Origin of the sequence: Pseudomonas sp. IT-P74 (assembly GCF_949768175.1) — a bacterium.
Taxonomy (GTDB): Bacteria; Pseudomonadota; Gammaproteobacteria; order Pseudomonadales; family Pseudomonadaceae; genus Aquipseudomonas.
Genome location: NZ_CATKQD010000003.1, coordinates 111,116 through 125,674 on the forward strand (window position 1 = coordinate 111,116; position 14,559 = coordinate 125,674).

Annotated in this window: 11 protein-coding genes and 2 pseudogenes; 6 read left to right on the top strand and 7 right to left on the bottom strand. The window is 53.0% G+C overall.

The features are described from left to right. Positions 1 to 14: 14 nt before the first annotated feature. From ACM6J5_RS03180 to ACM6J5_RS03210, 7 genes are all read right to left on the bottom strand, one after another. On the bottom strand, positions 15 to 1,103 hold the full coding sequence (locus ACM6J5_RS03180; RefSeq protein ID WP_172435285.1) for an aspartyl/asparaginyl beta-hydroxylase domain-containing protein: 1,089 nt from the start codon (positions 1,101 to 1,103) through the stop codon (positions 15 to 17). Between the two features lie 128 nt (positions 1,104 to 1,231). Beyond that, positions 1,232 to 2,572 carry an MATE family efflux transporter gene (locus ACM6J5_RS03185; protein WP_095941854.1) on the bottom strand — a complete coding sequence of 447 codons (1,341 nt, stop codon included), beginning with the start codon at positions 2,570 to 2,572 and terminating at the stop codon, positions 1,232 to 1,234. 37 nt (positions 2,573 to 2,609) lie between these two features. Next, positions 2,610 to 3,449 carry a hypothetical protein gene (locus ACM6J5_RS03190; RefSeq protein ID WP_414927805.1) on the bottom strand — a complete coding sequence of 280 codons (840 nt, stop codon included), beginning with the start codon at positions 3,447 to 3,449 and terminating at the stop codon, positions 2,610 to 2,612. 75 nt (positions 3,450 to 3,524) lie between these two features. After that, on the bottom strand, positions 3,525 to 4,637 hold the full coding sequence (blsG, locus tag ACM6J5_RS03195) for an arginine 2,3-aminomutase (RefSeq protein ID WP_414927806.1): 1,113 nt from the start codon (positions 4,635 to 4,637) through the stop codon (positions 3,525 to 3,527). A 5-nt stretch (positions 4,638 to 4,642) separates the two neighbouring features. Further along, positions 4,643 to 6,205 (bottom strand): asparagine synthetase B family protein, encoded by a 1,563-nt coding sequence (locus tag ACM6J5_RS03200; RefSeq protein ID WP_095941857.1) that lies wholly within the window; start codon positions 6,203 to 6,205, stop codon positions 4,643 to 4,645. Continuing rightward, complete coding sequence (locus ACM6J5_RS03205; protein ID WP_095941858.1) at positions 6,206 to 7,597, bottom strand: ATP-grasp domain-containing protein; 1,392 nt, start codon at positions 7,595 to 7,597, stop codon at positions 6,206 to 6,208. It lies immediately after the preceding gene. Continuing rightward, entirely contained in the window at positions 7,594 to 7,818 is a 225-nt protein-coding gene (locus tag ACM6J5_RS03210) for a hypothetical protein (RefSeq protein WP_414927807.1), read from the bottom strand. Before ACM6J5_RS03210 ends, ACM6J5_RS03205 begins: the two co-directional genes overlap by 4 nt. Positions 7,819 to 8,028: 210 nt before the next feature. Here ACM6J5_RS03210 and ACM6J5_RS03215 point away from each other — a divergent pair. From ACM6J5_RS03215 to ACM6J5_RS03240, 6 genes and pseudogenes are all read left to right on the top strand, one after another. Next, positions 8,029 to 8,187: pseudogene (locus ACM6J5_RS03215) on the top strand (helix-turn-helix domain-containing protein); the annotation flags it as partial. A gap of 21 nt (positions 8,188 to 8,208) precedes the next feature. Beyond that, positions 8,209 to 8,640, top strand: a pseudogene (locus ACM6J5_RS03220) (DUF3010 family protein). A gap of 175 nt (positions 8,641 to 8,815) precedes the next feature. After that, a complete protein-coding gene (lexA, locus tag ACM6J5_RS03225) occupies positions 8,816 to 9,433 on the top strand; it encodes a transcriptional repressor LexA (protein WP_095941860.1) in 618 nt (205 codons plus the stop codon). Beyond that, positions 9,433 to 10,050, top strand: a complete 618-nt coding sequence (gene imuA, locus ACM6J5_RS03230; protein WP_414927808.1) for a translesion DNA synthesis-associated protein ImuA — start codon at positions 9,433 to 9,435, stop codon at positions 10,048 to 10,050. Before lexA ends, imuA begins: the two co-directional genes overlap by 1 nt. A 7-nt stretch (positions 10,051 to 10,057) precedes the next feature. After that, positions 10,058 to 11,473 carry a Y-family DNA polymerase gene (locus tag ACM6J5_RS03235; RefSeq protein WP_414927809.1) on the top strand — a complete coding sequence of 472 codons (1,416 nt, stop codon included), beginning with the start codon at positions 10,058 to 10,060 and terminating at the stop codon, positions 11,471 to 11,473. Beyond that, positions 11,449 to 14,547: an error-prone DNA polymerase gene (locus ACM6J5_RS03240; protein WP_414927810.1), complete on the top strand. Its 3,099-nt coding sequence runs from the start codon at positions 11,449 to 11,451 to the stop codon at positions 14,545 to 14,547. Before ACM6J5_RS03235 ends, ACM6J5_RS03240 begins: the two co-directional genes overlap by 25 nt. Positions 14,548 to 14,559 lie beyond the last annotated feature (12 nt).

A 14,559-nucleotide genomic window follows, 5' to 3' on the forward strand; every position in this document is an offset into this window, starting at 1 on the left:
TTCACCAACTGTAATTATTTTAAGTGTCGCAGCATCTGCCGCGAGTAGACTTCAGTGAAAAACGCTTTCGCCGACGGGCTCAGGTCCCCAGGCCAGAAATCAAACATCAGATTTACACGAGTACACTCACTATGGTTCCAAGACTCATGCTGAAAAGTCGTGTCAATGATTGCTATTTCACCCGTTCTCCAACTGACGATCTCTTCCCCGATTCTCAGTCCAGATAATCCATCGTCAGAACAAAGGATAGGAAGATGTAACGTCAGCATAGGATAAACATAATCCAGATGCGGCTCGATGTGACCGCCCGGTTCTAGGCTTGAAAGCACAACCTCTCTGATAGTAGCGCCTTGCACAACATCCTCGACAAAGCGAATCGTATTTGGAACGAGGTCAGCGTATACAGCAACTTTTTGACCTCCTTTATAAAGTGGAACTGATTTCCACAAAGGATCGCCATGAAAGGGATATTTTTCCTGGGTGTTCTTGTGTTTTTCATAGAGCTGGATTAGTTCCTGCGTCATCTCGGCAAGAAGCGTATCAATGCCTGAGAGGAAGCTGAAATCGTCTTTAGACCAAAGAGGCTTTCTGGGGCCGAACGACGACTTAAATCCATTGATATTTATATTCGTAGCATAAGGTATAGGCATGACAGGCTTAAGCAAACCGCTGGATAGGCGGCTAGAGCGTGATAATTCTCTTCCATGAAATTCCGACTCAATTAGATCGAGGATACACTCGCGAGTTTTATCATCAATATCGCCAAGGTCATCTAATGCCTCGTACCATAATGTGAGCACCGGCTCCCGCCACTTTAGAGCAGACCTGCAGGAAATCACAACCGTCGCATATAACCAGATTATGAGGCAAAGTAGTAATAACTGGCTTGATACTAAAAGTCCAAATCCGACTAATTCAGTTCTGTTATAGAGTCCCGCCACCAACGTAAAAATGGAGAGCGGAACGAGCCAGCAGATGTAGCTACTAAAACGTCGCACGGTGGAATAAGGTACGACGATATTGAGCATATCAAATTGGGAGCGAATAATCGGCCAGGCGCTGATGGAATAGAGAAGAAAAAATAACAAGCTGCAGTAAGACACCGAATATATCGACAAAAAACCATTCGGTACCGCCAGAATAAGCAATATAGATAGTGATACTAAGCAAGCTATCACGAATATACTGTGTTTCAGTATGTAATTTATGCCTCGAATGCCGTATAGATTTCTCATGCCGCAACCTGCGCCGGAGCCTTGTATCGGATCCATCTAAATAGAAGTAGAGAGAACAGCGCTATAAGTCCAAGCCCTACGCCACACCATACACCCACTGCTCCTAGGTCAGTACAAAATGCTAAGAAGAGAGCGAGCGGTAGCCCCACTAGCCAAAAACAAATAATCGAAAGCAACATCGGAAAGACGGTCTGTTTCAAGCCCCTAAATATACCGAGCAGTACCATTTGACTTCCATCAAAGAAATGGAATATTCCTAAAATGCAGACAAAAAGGCTAGAAAGCTTGATGAGCTCGTCATCTCCACCTTCACCGCGAGCAACAAATAGCTGAACAATATCATGGGAAAAAATAATCAGGATAGAAGATATTACAGTGAGTACTATCCAGCCGAGCCATAAAGCACTCCACCCGGCGTCACTTGTCCGCCGCGAATACACACCCAAAGGCGAGCAGAGGCTTATTCTCGTAGTAGCAGCTTGAGAAATGCCATTAGGTATTGTAAATACGACTTGAAGAACTTGCATTGCGATACCATGAGCAGCCAACGCAACGACTCCAAACTTACCCACTATGATTGTGAGGATGAAGAAAAATAGCGTGTCATTTACCTGCGTTAAAGAGACCGGAATACCATTTCTTAAAATAGGCAGCATCAACCACCCTCTCACTACTGTCAGGTTTATACAATGCTGCCGCTCCCTGAACTGCGGATTAATTAAGCCTAATAAGACCAGCAATATACAAAGCAAGATGTTTGTTAGCGTTGTGGCGATACCTGCACCGAACAAACCCAAGGGGGGTATCCACAAAAAACCAAATATTAGAATTAGGTTAGCAACGAAGTTAAATATCGCTGCTATAATAATTGCGATAACTGTATATCGCGCTGATCCCATTATTGATAACACATTTCTGAGGTGTACAAATAAAATCGCTGGGCCGATGCTCCACATCAGGCTATTCATGTATCTCTGAGCTTCGAGAGACAAAAGCGGATCCTGGCCAAAAAAAACTAATATTTCTTTCGTAAAATAGAGCATTGCTATGCATATTAAAAACGCAGCTACTATGAGCTGAATGCAGCTGGTCGATACAGACGCATATTGTTCTTCTTTTGCCTTAGATCCCAATGCATCAGTAATAAACGGAATGGTAGAGATGAGTAGCCCGGAGAATAATAAAAACAGAAGATAGTAGAGGCCCTGTGCCAAAGTCGACGCAGCTAACGCCTCGGTACTAATCCATCCTGCCATTATTACGTCCGTAGTCGCAATAATCACATGCGCGATATTGCCAGATACAAAGGCTAGCGAGAGCCGAGAACTCTCGCGCATCTCGGATGTATATCTACGGGAAAGCCTCGCGGCACGGTTATATATCAGTGATAACGTCAAGACTGTACTCCCGGTCTAGGTGTTTAGACACATCCTTGGAAATCTGTACTCTTTTCAGCCATCGATCCGTTCCATCGTACTTTGGCGTAAATTGTGGCCTGCCATGAGCGCACTTATAGTTGTTGATAAACAAAACCTGTGCTTCGTTCATTGATAAGTCAAAGGTTGCTGACTCAACCAGCTTGATAAAATCCTTAAAATCTAGTTCTTCGCAATGAGACATTTTGCTGTAGTCAACATAGACAGGATCATAAATGAAGCTGTAGCCCTCGGTAGGTGATTCTAGCAATACCGCCGTCTCTAGAGCTGTTGGCTTATATCCGATCGTAGAGGGTCGGTCGGAAAGAATGGTATAGCGGGTCTCAGTTAACCTGTGCTTGAGTGTTGCATCAACAGCTGAAAAGTCTGGGCAAGACAGCAAGTTTGGGACTTTATCGTCGTTTCTTACGCATAAAAAACCTAGTACATCGGCCCTATAAGGTAAAGCGGGGTCTTCAGTATGCAGTTCTAAATGCACAGAACCACTTCCCAACTGCTTATTTCTATCTTTGAAAATTGGGAATATTTCTTGAATAAGCTTACCGTTCTGCAGGTCGCTATAACCGAAGACATCACCAATATGCCTTGAAAGTTGAAGAAATAAATCATCGTAGTTTGAATGGCAGTCGTCCCTCCAATGTTTCGGCGTCGGTCGCTGTTGATTGGCTTTAGGAAGCTCTAATATTGTGACATCAGATGAAAAACTAAAGTCCTCTTTAAATTGAGCAGCAATAGACTCTGGGCTTAACATTGAGTAGTCTAATTTAGCAAATATCATATCAGCACCGAAGAAATGGTAAATTGGTTAGTTTCAAAGCCTCCAGGTAGTGACCCACTCGCGAGTCAGTTGACCTCAGGGAACTTCAAGCGTTTTATGATCATAGCCAAGCACAAAATTCTTAGAGCCTAGTTTGTAGAAGTACTGGTTATTCAAAGGGATCTTCCCAAGTTTAGTGGTGTAAACATACTGTGGGACGCTGAAACCAGTTTCATAACCGTGCAGCTGCTGCATAATCTCAAGGCCCTTTTCTATCGACGTCCTAAAGTGCGATACGCCTTGAACATTGTCCGCGTGGTATAGGTAATAAGGCCTTACCCTGCCTTTCACCAGCATCCGGTTCAGCGTTCTAAGTGTCTCGACGTCGTCGTTCACACCACGCAACAGCACTGTCTGGTTTTGAACCGGTATACCGTGGGAAAGAAGTTTATCTACCGCGCTTAAGGCTTCAGGAGTCACTTCTACGGGATGATTGAAATGAGTGCTAAACCAGATCGATTTGAATTCGGACAACATCCTACAAAAATCATCTGTTATCCGCTGCGGAAGGAAAACCGGGTACCGTGAGCCAATGCGTACAAAATCTACGTGGGGGATTGCATTGAGCCTAGATATAATGCTATGTAAAAGCTTATCGGAAAGAATTAGCGGGTCGCCTCCGGTAAGTAATACGTCGCTGATGTTTTTGTTGTTTGCGATGTACTCTATGTCTTGATCATATGAGGCGGGAAGCTCTTTGTTATAATAACTGCCTGACTTGTCAGTTGTGTGAAACTTTCTAGTGCAATGCCTGCAATAAACTGGGCAAGTATCCGACACTAGGAATATGACTCGGTTTGGATACTTATGTACGACGCGTCTGGTTTTCATATAAACCATATCACCCACCGGGTCTACATCCTCCTGCTGATTACTCTCATCAACTTCTTTTGGGTGGGGTATGCTTTGCAGCCGAATCGGACAATTCTCATTGGTCTCGTCCATCAGTGATGCATAATATGGAGTAATCATCCACTTATACTGGCTCTCTGTTTGCTCAATGCCCTTCAATTCTGTATCACTGAGAGTTACCCAGGCTTCCAACTGGGCCTTGGTGCGAATGGCATTCTTCATTTGAAATTTGTGGTCGCCCCATTGGTCGGAAGACAGTAAATCCTGCTTGCTCAAAGTGTCCTTTGCAATAATCATTTTTATTATCCTTCGCTGACAGAGGAGTTGACGAGGTTTTTATCACTGTCTTTAGTTATCGAGGTCGTCCACCCGCCGCTATGATAGTCGAGACCTTGTACCTTATATCGATTGTCTGGAAGCTCAAAGCCGAACTCTTGGAATATCAAAGCAGCATTATTAATTGCATTATCTTCTAATGGAAAAGGCTTGCTATCCAGGCTCTCACTCATTGATTGAAGTGCGTCAAAAATGAGTCCGCCTATACCTGACCCTTCAGACATCCTCATTTTTGGTCGCCGAGTGATATAATCTGGTAACTCGAGGGAAAAAGCGTCCCTCAGTAGAGCTTTTGTAAAATCATCTCTTACATGGAACTCCATCGGTGCCGATATTATAAAATCGAAAAGATCTTTGTCGAGAAACGGTACACGGCATTCCACTGTATTGAACATGCCCATTCTATCCACACGCTGTAGATCAGTTCGATACAAGTTCTTAACTTTATGTAGCTGAAGCTCGCGACGGTCACTGGCCCCTTGAAAGAAGTCATAACCAGCGAATAGCTCATCACTTCCATCTCCAGATAGAGCTATACGTATCCCGTCTTCTTTCATTCGCGAGAAAGCAGAATGTATAGTTAATGCATCAGTTATATCTACGGGTTCAAATTGTTCAGATACATATATGCTGGTTCTAATAGACTGCATCAGATCTACACGATCAACATCAGAAATAACTATCTTAATTCCAAGTTCTTTGCATAGTCTCTGCGCGAATACTACGTCAGCTGAGCCAGCCACTCCGACCGTGTAGGCGGTGACGTTCTTATGGTATAGGTTAGCAAGATAAAGAATTATCGCGCTATCTAGCCCGCCAGAGAAAACTACGCCTACCGGAAGATCCGTATTGACTTGACGCTTTACCGAGAGGTGCAGTAGCTCATTGCATTTATTTACCGTAGACTTGTAATCTAGTCGCGGCCCTATGCTTTCGCCAATTAAATAATATGCGTTCTGTCGACCGTCCACCCAATAATGTCCAGGGAGGATTTCTTGTGTCTTGCTGGTCAACCCAATTAGTGCTTTCAGTTCCGATGCAAAATAGAGGACAGTTCCTTCTTGAGTCAAGTATAGAGGCTTTACGCCCAGCCGATCCCTCGCAGCGAAAACGGTGTTGTCTCCCGGTGAGTAGATAATAAACGCGAATATACCATTGAGTCGGGTTAGACAAGACTTCCCCCAGTGAGTATAGGCTCTAAGAACTAGCTCGGTATCTGAACAGCCTAAAAACTTAACTCCGTGTGATAATAAAATTAATCGCAACTCATTCAAGTTGTAAATTTCACCATTAAATATAATTGCGTGACCAGAAATGTTATCTATGAACGGCTGATTGTTGTCTTCTCTCTCCACGATAGGCAGGCGGTTGGTACCAATAGCAGCATGAGAAAATATAAAGCGCTCTCCAAAGCTTTCAGCAGCGCCTCTATGGGAGATTCTCCCCAACATTTTTAATAAAGTAGCCTCAAAGTCGCGCTTTTCATCAGAACGGGTAGAAGTCTCAAAAATTGCAGCTATCCCGCACATTTAGCACTGCTCCAGTAATTTGTCTTCACGATATTCAGATGTTTCGACTTTAATGTTTCTCTCATACTCTTTATGGATATGAAGTATCTCGTCTATAGACGTTGCCCTCACCCACATTTTTGCGATATAAGCCTCTTCGTTCTCTACATCGAAGAAGCCATCTTTGTGGCCGTTAGTAGTAGGCAGTACCTTTGATAAAATCTCACACGCAGAATCAATTTCTGGTAGCTTTATAGCTTTGATGTAGCCTGAGTAAGTTGGATAGAATAGAAGCATCGCGTAGACGGCGTCCTCCGGCAAGATCGGAAGGTTATCCGCCAAATGGTGCCCTATGGTTACTGGCTTACTTGTTATGTAATTGACGTTTAAGGCATACGCATCACATGAGCACAGATCCTGAAGTGCCTCGTCCACGAAGAATCCGCCCAGCCTCGGGTTCACCTCAATCACTTGGGGGCCGTTTTTGGATAATTTGAACTCAACGTGTAAAAATCCGTTCTTTACCTTCAGTGCTTTTATAGAGTTGCTAATAGTTGATACGATCATCGATATCTGGTCGTTAGAAAAGCTTTGCGGTGGTGTAACTATAACCTTTTCTAAAACCGTATTGGAGGTGTTGCTTGTTATCATTTTTTCAAATATCAACATCGGGTGAATGTTGCCGTCGATAACCAAGCATTCTAAAGAACCTTCTGGCCCCTCAATGAATTCTTCAATTAGCACGGAAACGCCCGGCGTATATAACACAGGACCTTTTTTTGGGGAGCTAAGCCATTTTTCAGCTCCCGAGAAAGAATAGGCTCCAGGCACGTCAGGAAATCTTTGTATGAAGTGATTATATGCTTTCTCAAGACTCTTTCGGTCATCACATATCGAGACAAACGCCGAGCCGCCCCCGTATACCGGCTTCATCACTACGGGAAATACGAGGTCATTCAGAGCTTCGAAATTTCCGTTGAAGAGCCTGAAATCTACCGACCTAATTTCTTTTATATTGCTAAGTTGCGAACGCATTAAGTATTTATTGTTGCAGTTCTCTAGCGACTCGGCGCTGTAATATTTAAGCCCGCATCGCTTGGCGATATCTTCAACTACAGGGTTAGCGTTCCCACGCGGTGTGACATGCGCTGGGTAGCAAAACAGTCCTTTCACACTGTATGTCCGGCTTAAACGTTCTACTGCGCAGAGTACTTCGCTAGTTTCAATACCATCTACCAAGACAACTTCATCACTTTCATCGCTGGCTTCCCTAATATTTTTGCTATCTTTTGCGATTATTGTTATGCATCTGATACCTTCTTTTGCTGCGGCTTGAAAGTGTAATCTTCTATACAAGTATAGTGAGGTTGATAAATAGTCGTTATCTATGAAAATTAATATTTCTGGCTTCATATATATAGGCCCATGATCATATTTTCTTGTTGTAAAACGAGATAGCGAGCATTGGTTGGCTGTGGGGGATGAGCATTGGCGTAAGCCCGTTGTTGCTCAATAATCCTCAAGACGTCTTTGTTCGCCCCGTCAAGTTGCTGCGAGAAAAGGTGATCTTTTTGGCTGCGAAGAAAATCTGGGGAGGCTTCATTGGTGTACACAGATGAGAGGGGAGCATTCATTTCCAAAATCCTTATCTGTGAAGGGTGTCCATGAATGATGCGGCACAAACTAAATAATTCGTACCGCCGAACTCACAGTCACAGGAAGGAAAAAGAAATTTCGCAATAATGGATACTAAAAATCCTACAGAAATTTCTGCTCGACAAGGTGCAAGACAATTTCAATCAAGCTTTCACAGATCCGTTGATCTTCCCTCGGACAGCGCTCCATGGCGCAAGCACTTGAACCTTACACAGGATGAAGTGGCCAAACGGATGGGTGTCTCTCCGCCGGCATTTGCCCAGCAAAAGCCCCTCTCAAAGCCTCGGAAGGCCACTCGCGAAAAAATAGCAGCTGCGTTTGGTATTACCGCTAATCAACTTGAGCTTTCGGCTGTGAAAGGGATCGAAATGAAAATCTGTGGCATCGAAATCAAAGGCAGTGAAGCGATCATCGCCGTGGCATCCTCGACGGTACGGCCCTGAGTCACGTCGCCCTCAACACCAAGAAAATCGCTCTCGATGATGATGATGATGATGATGATGACGAGGCGGCCAACGTCAAGCTGTTCGCCGCGCAGGTTGCGTCGTTCGTCCGTGAAAACTCCGTCGACCGCATCGCGATCAAGAAGCGCGGCAAGAAAGGTGAGTTCGCCGGTGGGCCGACCACGTTCAAGATCGAAGGGGTGTTCCAGTTGCTGGAGAATTGCGAGGTGACGCTGTTGTCGCCGCAGACCATCAATGCCCAGGCCAAGAAGTACAACTTCGAATTTGCCGGGAACGCTGAACAAGTACCAGCATGAGGCGTACAAGGTGGCGTGTTCGGCGCTTCTGAAGAAGTAACCGGCCTTCCTGACAGAGAAGATCAATTGTGGGAGCGAGCCTGCTCGCGATGGCGGTGCACCAGTCGACATGTATGTGTCTGACAGACCGCTATCGCGAGCAGGCTCCCACAGGTTATCGGTTCTGCCATCGGATGACTGACGGCCCTTGCCAGGAAAAAGCCAAAAGAGTACAAATGTACTCCATGACGACTCTGACTCCCCGCCGTACCGCCATCCTGACCTTTATCCGCGATCGCATCGCCGAGCACGGTCAGCCTCCGAGCCTCGCCGAGATCAGCGAGGCGTTCGGTTTCGCCTCCCGCAGCGTGGCGCGCAAGCATGTGCTGGCGCTGACCGAAGCCGGGTTTATCGAGGTCAACCCGCATCAGGCCCGGGGCATTCGCCTGCTCGGGCAGCCGCCGCGCCCTGAGTTGCTGGACATCCCGGTGCTCGGTCGGGTGGCGGCTGGTGCGCCGATTGGTGTCGATGCGCAAATCCATAGCCGCTTGTTGCTCGATCCGTCGATCTTCTCGCGGGTACCCGACTACATGTTGCGGGTGCGCGGTGATTCGATGATCGAGGACGGCATTCTCGACGGCGACCTGGTGGGCGTGCACCGCAGCCCCGTGGCCGTCAATGGCCAGATCGTCGTGGCGCGGCTCGACGGCGAAGTCACCATCAAGCGCTTCGAGCGGCTCGGCGATGTGGTTCGCCTGTTGCCACGCAACCCGGCCTACCGGCCGATCATTGTCGAGGCCGACCGGGACCTGGCCATCGAAGGCGTGTTCTGTGGCCTGGTGAGGCAAGGCTGATGGGCGCCGTCGTTGCGCTGGATACGCTGTTCAATGGTGGCCAGGTCTGGAGGGGTCGGCCTGCGCCACCGGCCGCCAGCCCGCAGCCCACCGGGCATGCCGCGCTGGACACCGCGTTGCCCAGCGGTGGCTGGCCGGAGGCGGCGCTGACGGAAATCCTGTTGGCCGGGCAGGGTGTGGGCGAGCTGCAACTGGTGTGGCCGACGCTGGCACGGTTGTCGGCGGCGGGCGAGCGCATTGTGCTGGTGGCGCCGCCTTATGTGCCGTATCCCCAGGCGTGGCAGGGCGCCGGGGTCGATCTGCGTCAGTTGTCGATCATCCAGGCCAGCGAGCGCGATGCGCTGTGGGCCGCCGAACAATGCCTGCGTTCGGGCAGTTGCGGCGCGGTGCTGTGCTGGCCGCACAAGGCCGATGACCGCGCCTTGCGCCGCTTGCAGGTGGCGGCGGAAACCGGCCAGACCCTGGCCTTCGCCTATCGCCCCCTCGGTGAAGCGATCAACCCTTCGCCGGCGGCCTTGCGCATTGCCATCGATGCCCGACCGGCACAACTGCGCGTGCTCAAGTGCCGCGGCGGCCTGGCCCGTTCGGCGCCGATTGCCTTCGCCGTGGGGCATTGAGGTTGCCATGCGCTGGGTTTGCATTGTTTTCCCGCAATTGGCGCTGGACGCGGTACTGCGTCAGCGCGCCGATCCCGATGAACCCCTGGCGTTGCTGACCGGCCCGGCCCAGCGCCGGGTGCTGCAGGCCGTCAACGGTGCGGCGCGGGCGCTGGGTTTGCGTCCCGGCCAGTCCATGAGCGCGGCACAGGCCCTGAGCAAAGGCTTTGTCACGGCCGAATACGACGCCGCCGAAATCGAACACTGGCAGCAGTTTCTCGCCGCCTGGGCCTATCGATTCAGTTCCCAGGTCAGCGTGCATTACCCCCGGGCCCTGGTGTTCGAGATCGAATCCAGCCTCGGCCTGTTCGGCGCCTGGCCGCAATTCGAAGCGCTTTTGCGCCGTGAACTCGGCGAACTGGGATTTCGGCACCGCATCGTGGCCGCGCCCAACCCGGTGGCGGCACGGGTGCTGGCCAACGCCTATGACGGTCTGGTGGTCCCGGACGATCAGGCCTTGCAGCATCACCTGGGGCAAATGCCCGTCGACCGGATCGGCCTCGAAGCCTCGGTCGCCACGGCCTTGTCGCGCATGGGCCTGCGCACCTTGAGCCAGGTGCAGGCGCTGCCCCGGCATAGCCTGGCCCGGCGTTTCGAGGCCCAGGTGCTCAAGCATCTGGATGCCCTGTTCGGTTTGCGGCGGCTGGCGCTGGCGTTTTACCTGCCGCCGGACCGCTTCGATGTGCGTATCGAACTCAATTTCGATGTGCAGTCCCATCAAGCCTTGCTGTTCCCGTTACGCCGGTTGACCGGCGACCTGTCGGCGTTCCTCTGCGGTCGCGACAGCGGCGTACAGCGTTTCGACCTGCATCTGGAACACGCCGGGTTGCCGGATACGCTCATCAAGGTCGGCCTGCTCAGCGCCGAGCGCGATCCGGCGATGCTCTTCGAACTGGCCCGGGGGCGGCTGGAGCAAGTCCAGGTCGAGGCGCCGGTGCGCGGCTTTCGTCTGCGCGCCGAGGATTTGCCGACCTTCGTGCCTCAGCATCAGGAACTGTTCGACGATCGCCCGCAGCAGTCCTTGCCCTGGGAGCAACTGCGCGAACGCCTGCGTGCGCGGCTGGGGGATGACGCGGTGCATGGCCTGCGCTTCCAGGCCGATCACCGCCCCGAGTGTGCGTGGCAGACCTGTGCCGACAGCCAGCCCTGCGCGGTGCCAGCGGCGGTGAAACGGCCGGGCTGGTTGCTGACTGAGCCGCTGGCCGTGCATCAGGGCTCGGCGCGCATCCTCATGGGGCCGGAGCGTATCGAGTCCGGCTGGTGGGACGGCGACGACGTACGCCGTGACTATTACCTGATCGAAACCCGTGCCGGCCAACAGGGCTGGGCCTACCGGGCGGTCGGTGAGGACGGCCCGCTGTGGTTGCAGGGCTGGTTCGCATGAGCAGCGACTATGCCGAACTGCACTGCCTGTCGAACTTCAGCTTCCAGCGCGGTGCCTCCAGTGCCCTCGAGCTGTTCCAGCGCGCGAAAAAGCAGGGTTATCAAGCGCTGGCGATCACTGACGAATGCACCCTGGCGGGCATCGTTCGCGCCTGGCAGGCGGCGAAGTCCGTGGAGTTGCCGCTGATCATCGGCAGTGAAATACGCATCGAGAACGGTCCGAAACTGGTGCTGCTGGTGGAGAGCCTCGAGGGGTATCAGGTGCTGTGTCGATTGATCACCCGCGCCCGGCGCCGCATGCAGAAAGGCCAGTACCAGGTGCTGCGTGAGGACTTCAGTGAACCCTTGCCGGGGCTGTTGGCGTTGTGGGTGCCGGACGCTGTCGATGCCTTTGAACAGGGCCACTGGCTCAAGCAGGTCTTCGCCGAGCGCCTGTGGCTGGCGGTGCAGTTGCACCGCGGCCAGGACGATGCCCGGTGCCTGAACGATTTGCTGAGCCTGGCCAGGGAGTTGCGCATTGCGGCCGTGGCCAGTGGCGATGTGCACATGCACGCGCGCGGCCGGCGCGCCTTGCAGGACACCATGACCGCGATCCGTCATCACCTGCCGGTGGCCGATGCCGGGTTGCGCCTGCATCCCAACGGCGAACGCCATCTGCGCAGCCTCGACGTGTTGCAGGCGCTTTACCCACCGGCCTTGCTGGCGGAAACACTGAATATCGCCCAGCGTTGCACCTTTGATCTTGGCCAGTTGCGTTATCAGTACCCCCGCGAACTGGTGCCGCAAGGGCACTCGGCTACCTCATGGCTGCGTCATTTGACCGAAGAAGGCATCGCGTGGCGTTGGCCAAAAGGGCCGAAAAGCGAAGTGCTGGAGCAGATCGACAAGGAGCTGCAACTGATCGCGGAGCTGGGCTATGAAAGCTATTTCCTGACGGTCCACGACATCGTCCGCTTTGCCCGTCAGCAACAGATTCTTTGTCAGGGGCGTGGTTCTGCCGCCAACTCGGCGGTGTGTTTTGCCCTGGGCATCACCGAAATCGATCCGGATCGCACCACGCTGTTGTTCGAGCGCTTTCTGTCCAAAGAGCGCAACGAGCCGCCGGACATCGATGTTGATTTCGAACATGAACGCCGCGAGGAAGTCTTGCAGTACGTGTTCCAGCGCTATGGTCGGGCCCGCGCCGCGCTGACGGCGGTAGTCAGCACTTACCATGCGGCCGGTGCGGTGCGCGATGTGGCCAAGGCCTTGGGCTTGCCGCCGGGCCAGATCAACGCCCTGGCCGATTGCTGCGGTCACTGGAGCGATGAGACACCACCCGTGGAGCGTCTGCGCGAGGGCGGGTTCGACCCCGAGAGCCCGATGCTGCACCGGGTGCTCCGCCTGACAGGGCAACTGATCGGCTTCCCCCGGCATCTGTCCCAGCACCCCGGTGGTTTCGTGATTTCCGAGCAGCCGCTGGACAGTCTGGTGCCGGTGGAAAATGCCGCCATGGCCGAGCGCACCATCATCCAGTGGGACAAGGATGACCTCGATGCAGTGGGCCTGCTCAAGGTCGATATCCTGGCACTGGGCATGCTCAGCGCAATTCGCCGATGTTTCGATCTGCTGCGCCGGCACCGGGGGCTGGATCTGAGTCTGGCGACCATCCCGTCCGAAGACGCGGCCACCTACGAAATGATCGGTCGGGCCGACACCATCGGCGTGTTCCAGATTGAATCCCGGGCGCAGATGTCGATGCTGCCCAGGCTCAGGCCGAAGACGTTTTACGATCTGGTGATCGAGGTCGCCATCGTTCGGCCGGGGCCGATCCAGGGCGGCATGGTGCATCCGTACCTGCGGCGACGGAACAAGGAGGAACCGGAGGTCTATCCGTCGCCGGAGCTGGAAGTGGTGCTCAAGCGCACTCTCGGCGTGCCACTGTTTCAGGAGCAGGTGATGCAGATCGCCATCGTCGCCGCCGACTACAGCCCCGGCGAGGCCGACCAGTTGCGTCGTTCCATGGCCGCGTGGAAACGCCACGGCGGGCTCGAACCGCACAAGGAACGGCTGGCCGCCGGGATGAAAAAAAACGGCTACACCGCCGAGTTCGCCGCGCAGATCTTCGAGCAGATCAAGGGGTTTGGCAGCTACGGTTTTCCCGAGTCCCACGCGGCCAGTTTTGCCTTGCTGACCTACGCCAGTTGCTGGTTGAAATGTCACGAGCCGGCGGCCTTCGCCTGTGCGCTGATCAACAGTTGGCCGATGGGGTTCTACAGCCCGGACCAGATTCTGCAGGACGTTCGGCGTCATCATTTGCATGTTCGCCCGGTGGACGTGCGCGCCAGTGACTGGGATTGCAGCCTGGAGCCGATCGCCGGTGCACAACCGGCGATTCGCCTGGGGCTACGCATGATCAAGGGCTTTCGCGAGGACGATGCCCGACGCATCGAGGCGGCACGCTCCAAAGGCGCGTTTGTCGACATCGCCGACCTCGGCGAACGGGCGCGACTCGATGCCCGCGCCCAGGAGCAACTGGCCGATGCCGGCGCGTTGCGCGGCCTGGCCGGCGACCGGCATCGGGCACGCTGGGAAGTGGCGGGGGTGCAGAAACAACTCGGTTTGTTCATCGGTCTGCCCAGCCAGGAAGAGGACGCCATCGCGCTGCCCAAGCCGACCGTGGGCGAGGACCTGCAAGCCGATTACGCCAGTGTCGGCACCACCCTAGGGCCGCATCCGTTGGCCCTGTTACGCGGTGAGTTGAAGGCGCGGCGCTGCCGCAGTTCGAAGGAGTTGCTGGACGTCGAGCACGGTCGGCCAGTCAGCGTTGCCGGGCTGGTCACCGGCCGACAACGCCCGGCCACCGCCAGCGGCGTGACGTTCGTCACCCTTGAGGACGAGTTCGGCAACGTCAACGTGGTGGTCTGGCGCGACCTCGCCGAGCGGCAGCGCCAGGTGTTGGTCGGCTCGCAGTTGCTCAAGGTCGATGGGCGTTGGGAGAAGGAGGGTGAGGTCCGGCATCTGATTGCCGGGCGGTTGAGTGATCTGAGTTCATTGTTGGACGGGATCACTGTGCGCAGCCGGGATTTCCACTGATCCATGCATACC

What these genes read in the sequence shown, in the direction of transcription:
- ACM6J5_RS03235 (WP_414927809.1), top strand. Translation starts at nt 10,058, where the DNA reads ATGCGCTGGGTTTGCATTGTTTTCCCGCAATTGGCGCTGGACGCGGTA.
- ACM6J5_RS03200 (WP_095941857.1), bottom strand. Translation starts at nt 6,205, where the DNA reads ATGTGCGGGATAGCTGCAATTTTTGAGACTTCTACCCGTTCTGATGAA.
- ACM6J5_RS03185 (WP_095941854.1), bottom strand. Translation starts at nt 2,572, where the DNA reads ATGCGCGAGAGTTCTCGGCTCTCGCTAGCCTTTGTATCTGGCAATATC.
- ACM6J5_RS03205 (WP_095941858.1), bottom strand. Translation starts at nt 7,597, where the DNA reads ATGAAGCCAGAAATATTAATTTTCATAGATAACGACTATTTATCAACC.
- imuA (WP_414927808.1), top strand. Translation starts at nt 9,433, where the DNA reads ATGGGCGCCGTCGTTGCGCTGGATACGCTGTTCAATGGTGGCCAGGTC.
- ACM6J5_RS03210 (WP_414927807.1), bottom strand. Translation starts at nt 7,818, where the DNA reads ATGAATGCTCCCCTCTCATCTGTGTACACCAATGAAGCCTCCCCAGAT.
- ACM6J5_RS03190 (WP_414927805.1), bottom strand. Translation starts at nt 3,449, where the DNA reads ATGATATTTGCTAAATTAGACTACTCAATGTTAAGCCCAGAGTCTATT.
- blsG (WP_414927806.1), bottom strand. Translation starts at nt 4,637, where the DNA reads ATGATTATTGCAAAGGACACTTTGAGCAAGCAGGATTTACTGTCTTCC.
- lexA (WP_095941860.1), top strand. Translation starts at nt 8,816, where the DNA reads ATGTACTCCATGACGACTCTGACTCCCCGCCGTACCGCCATCCTGACC.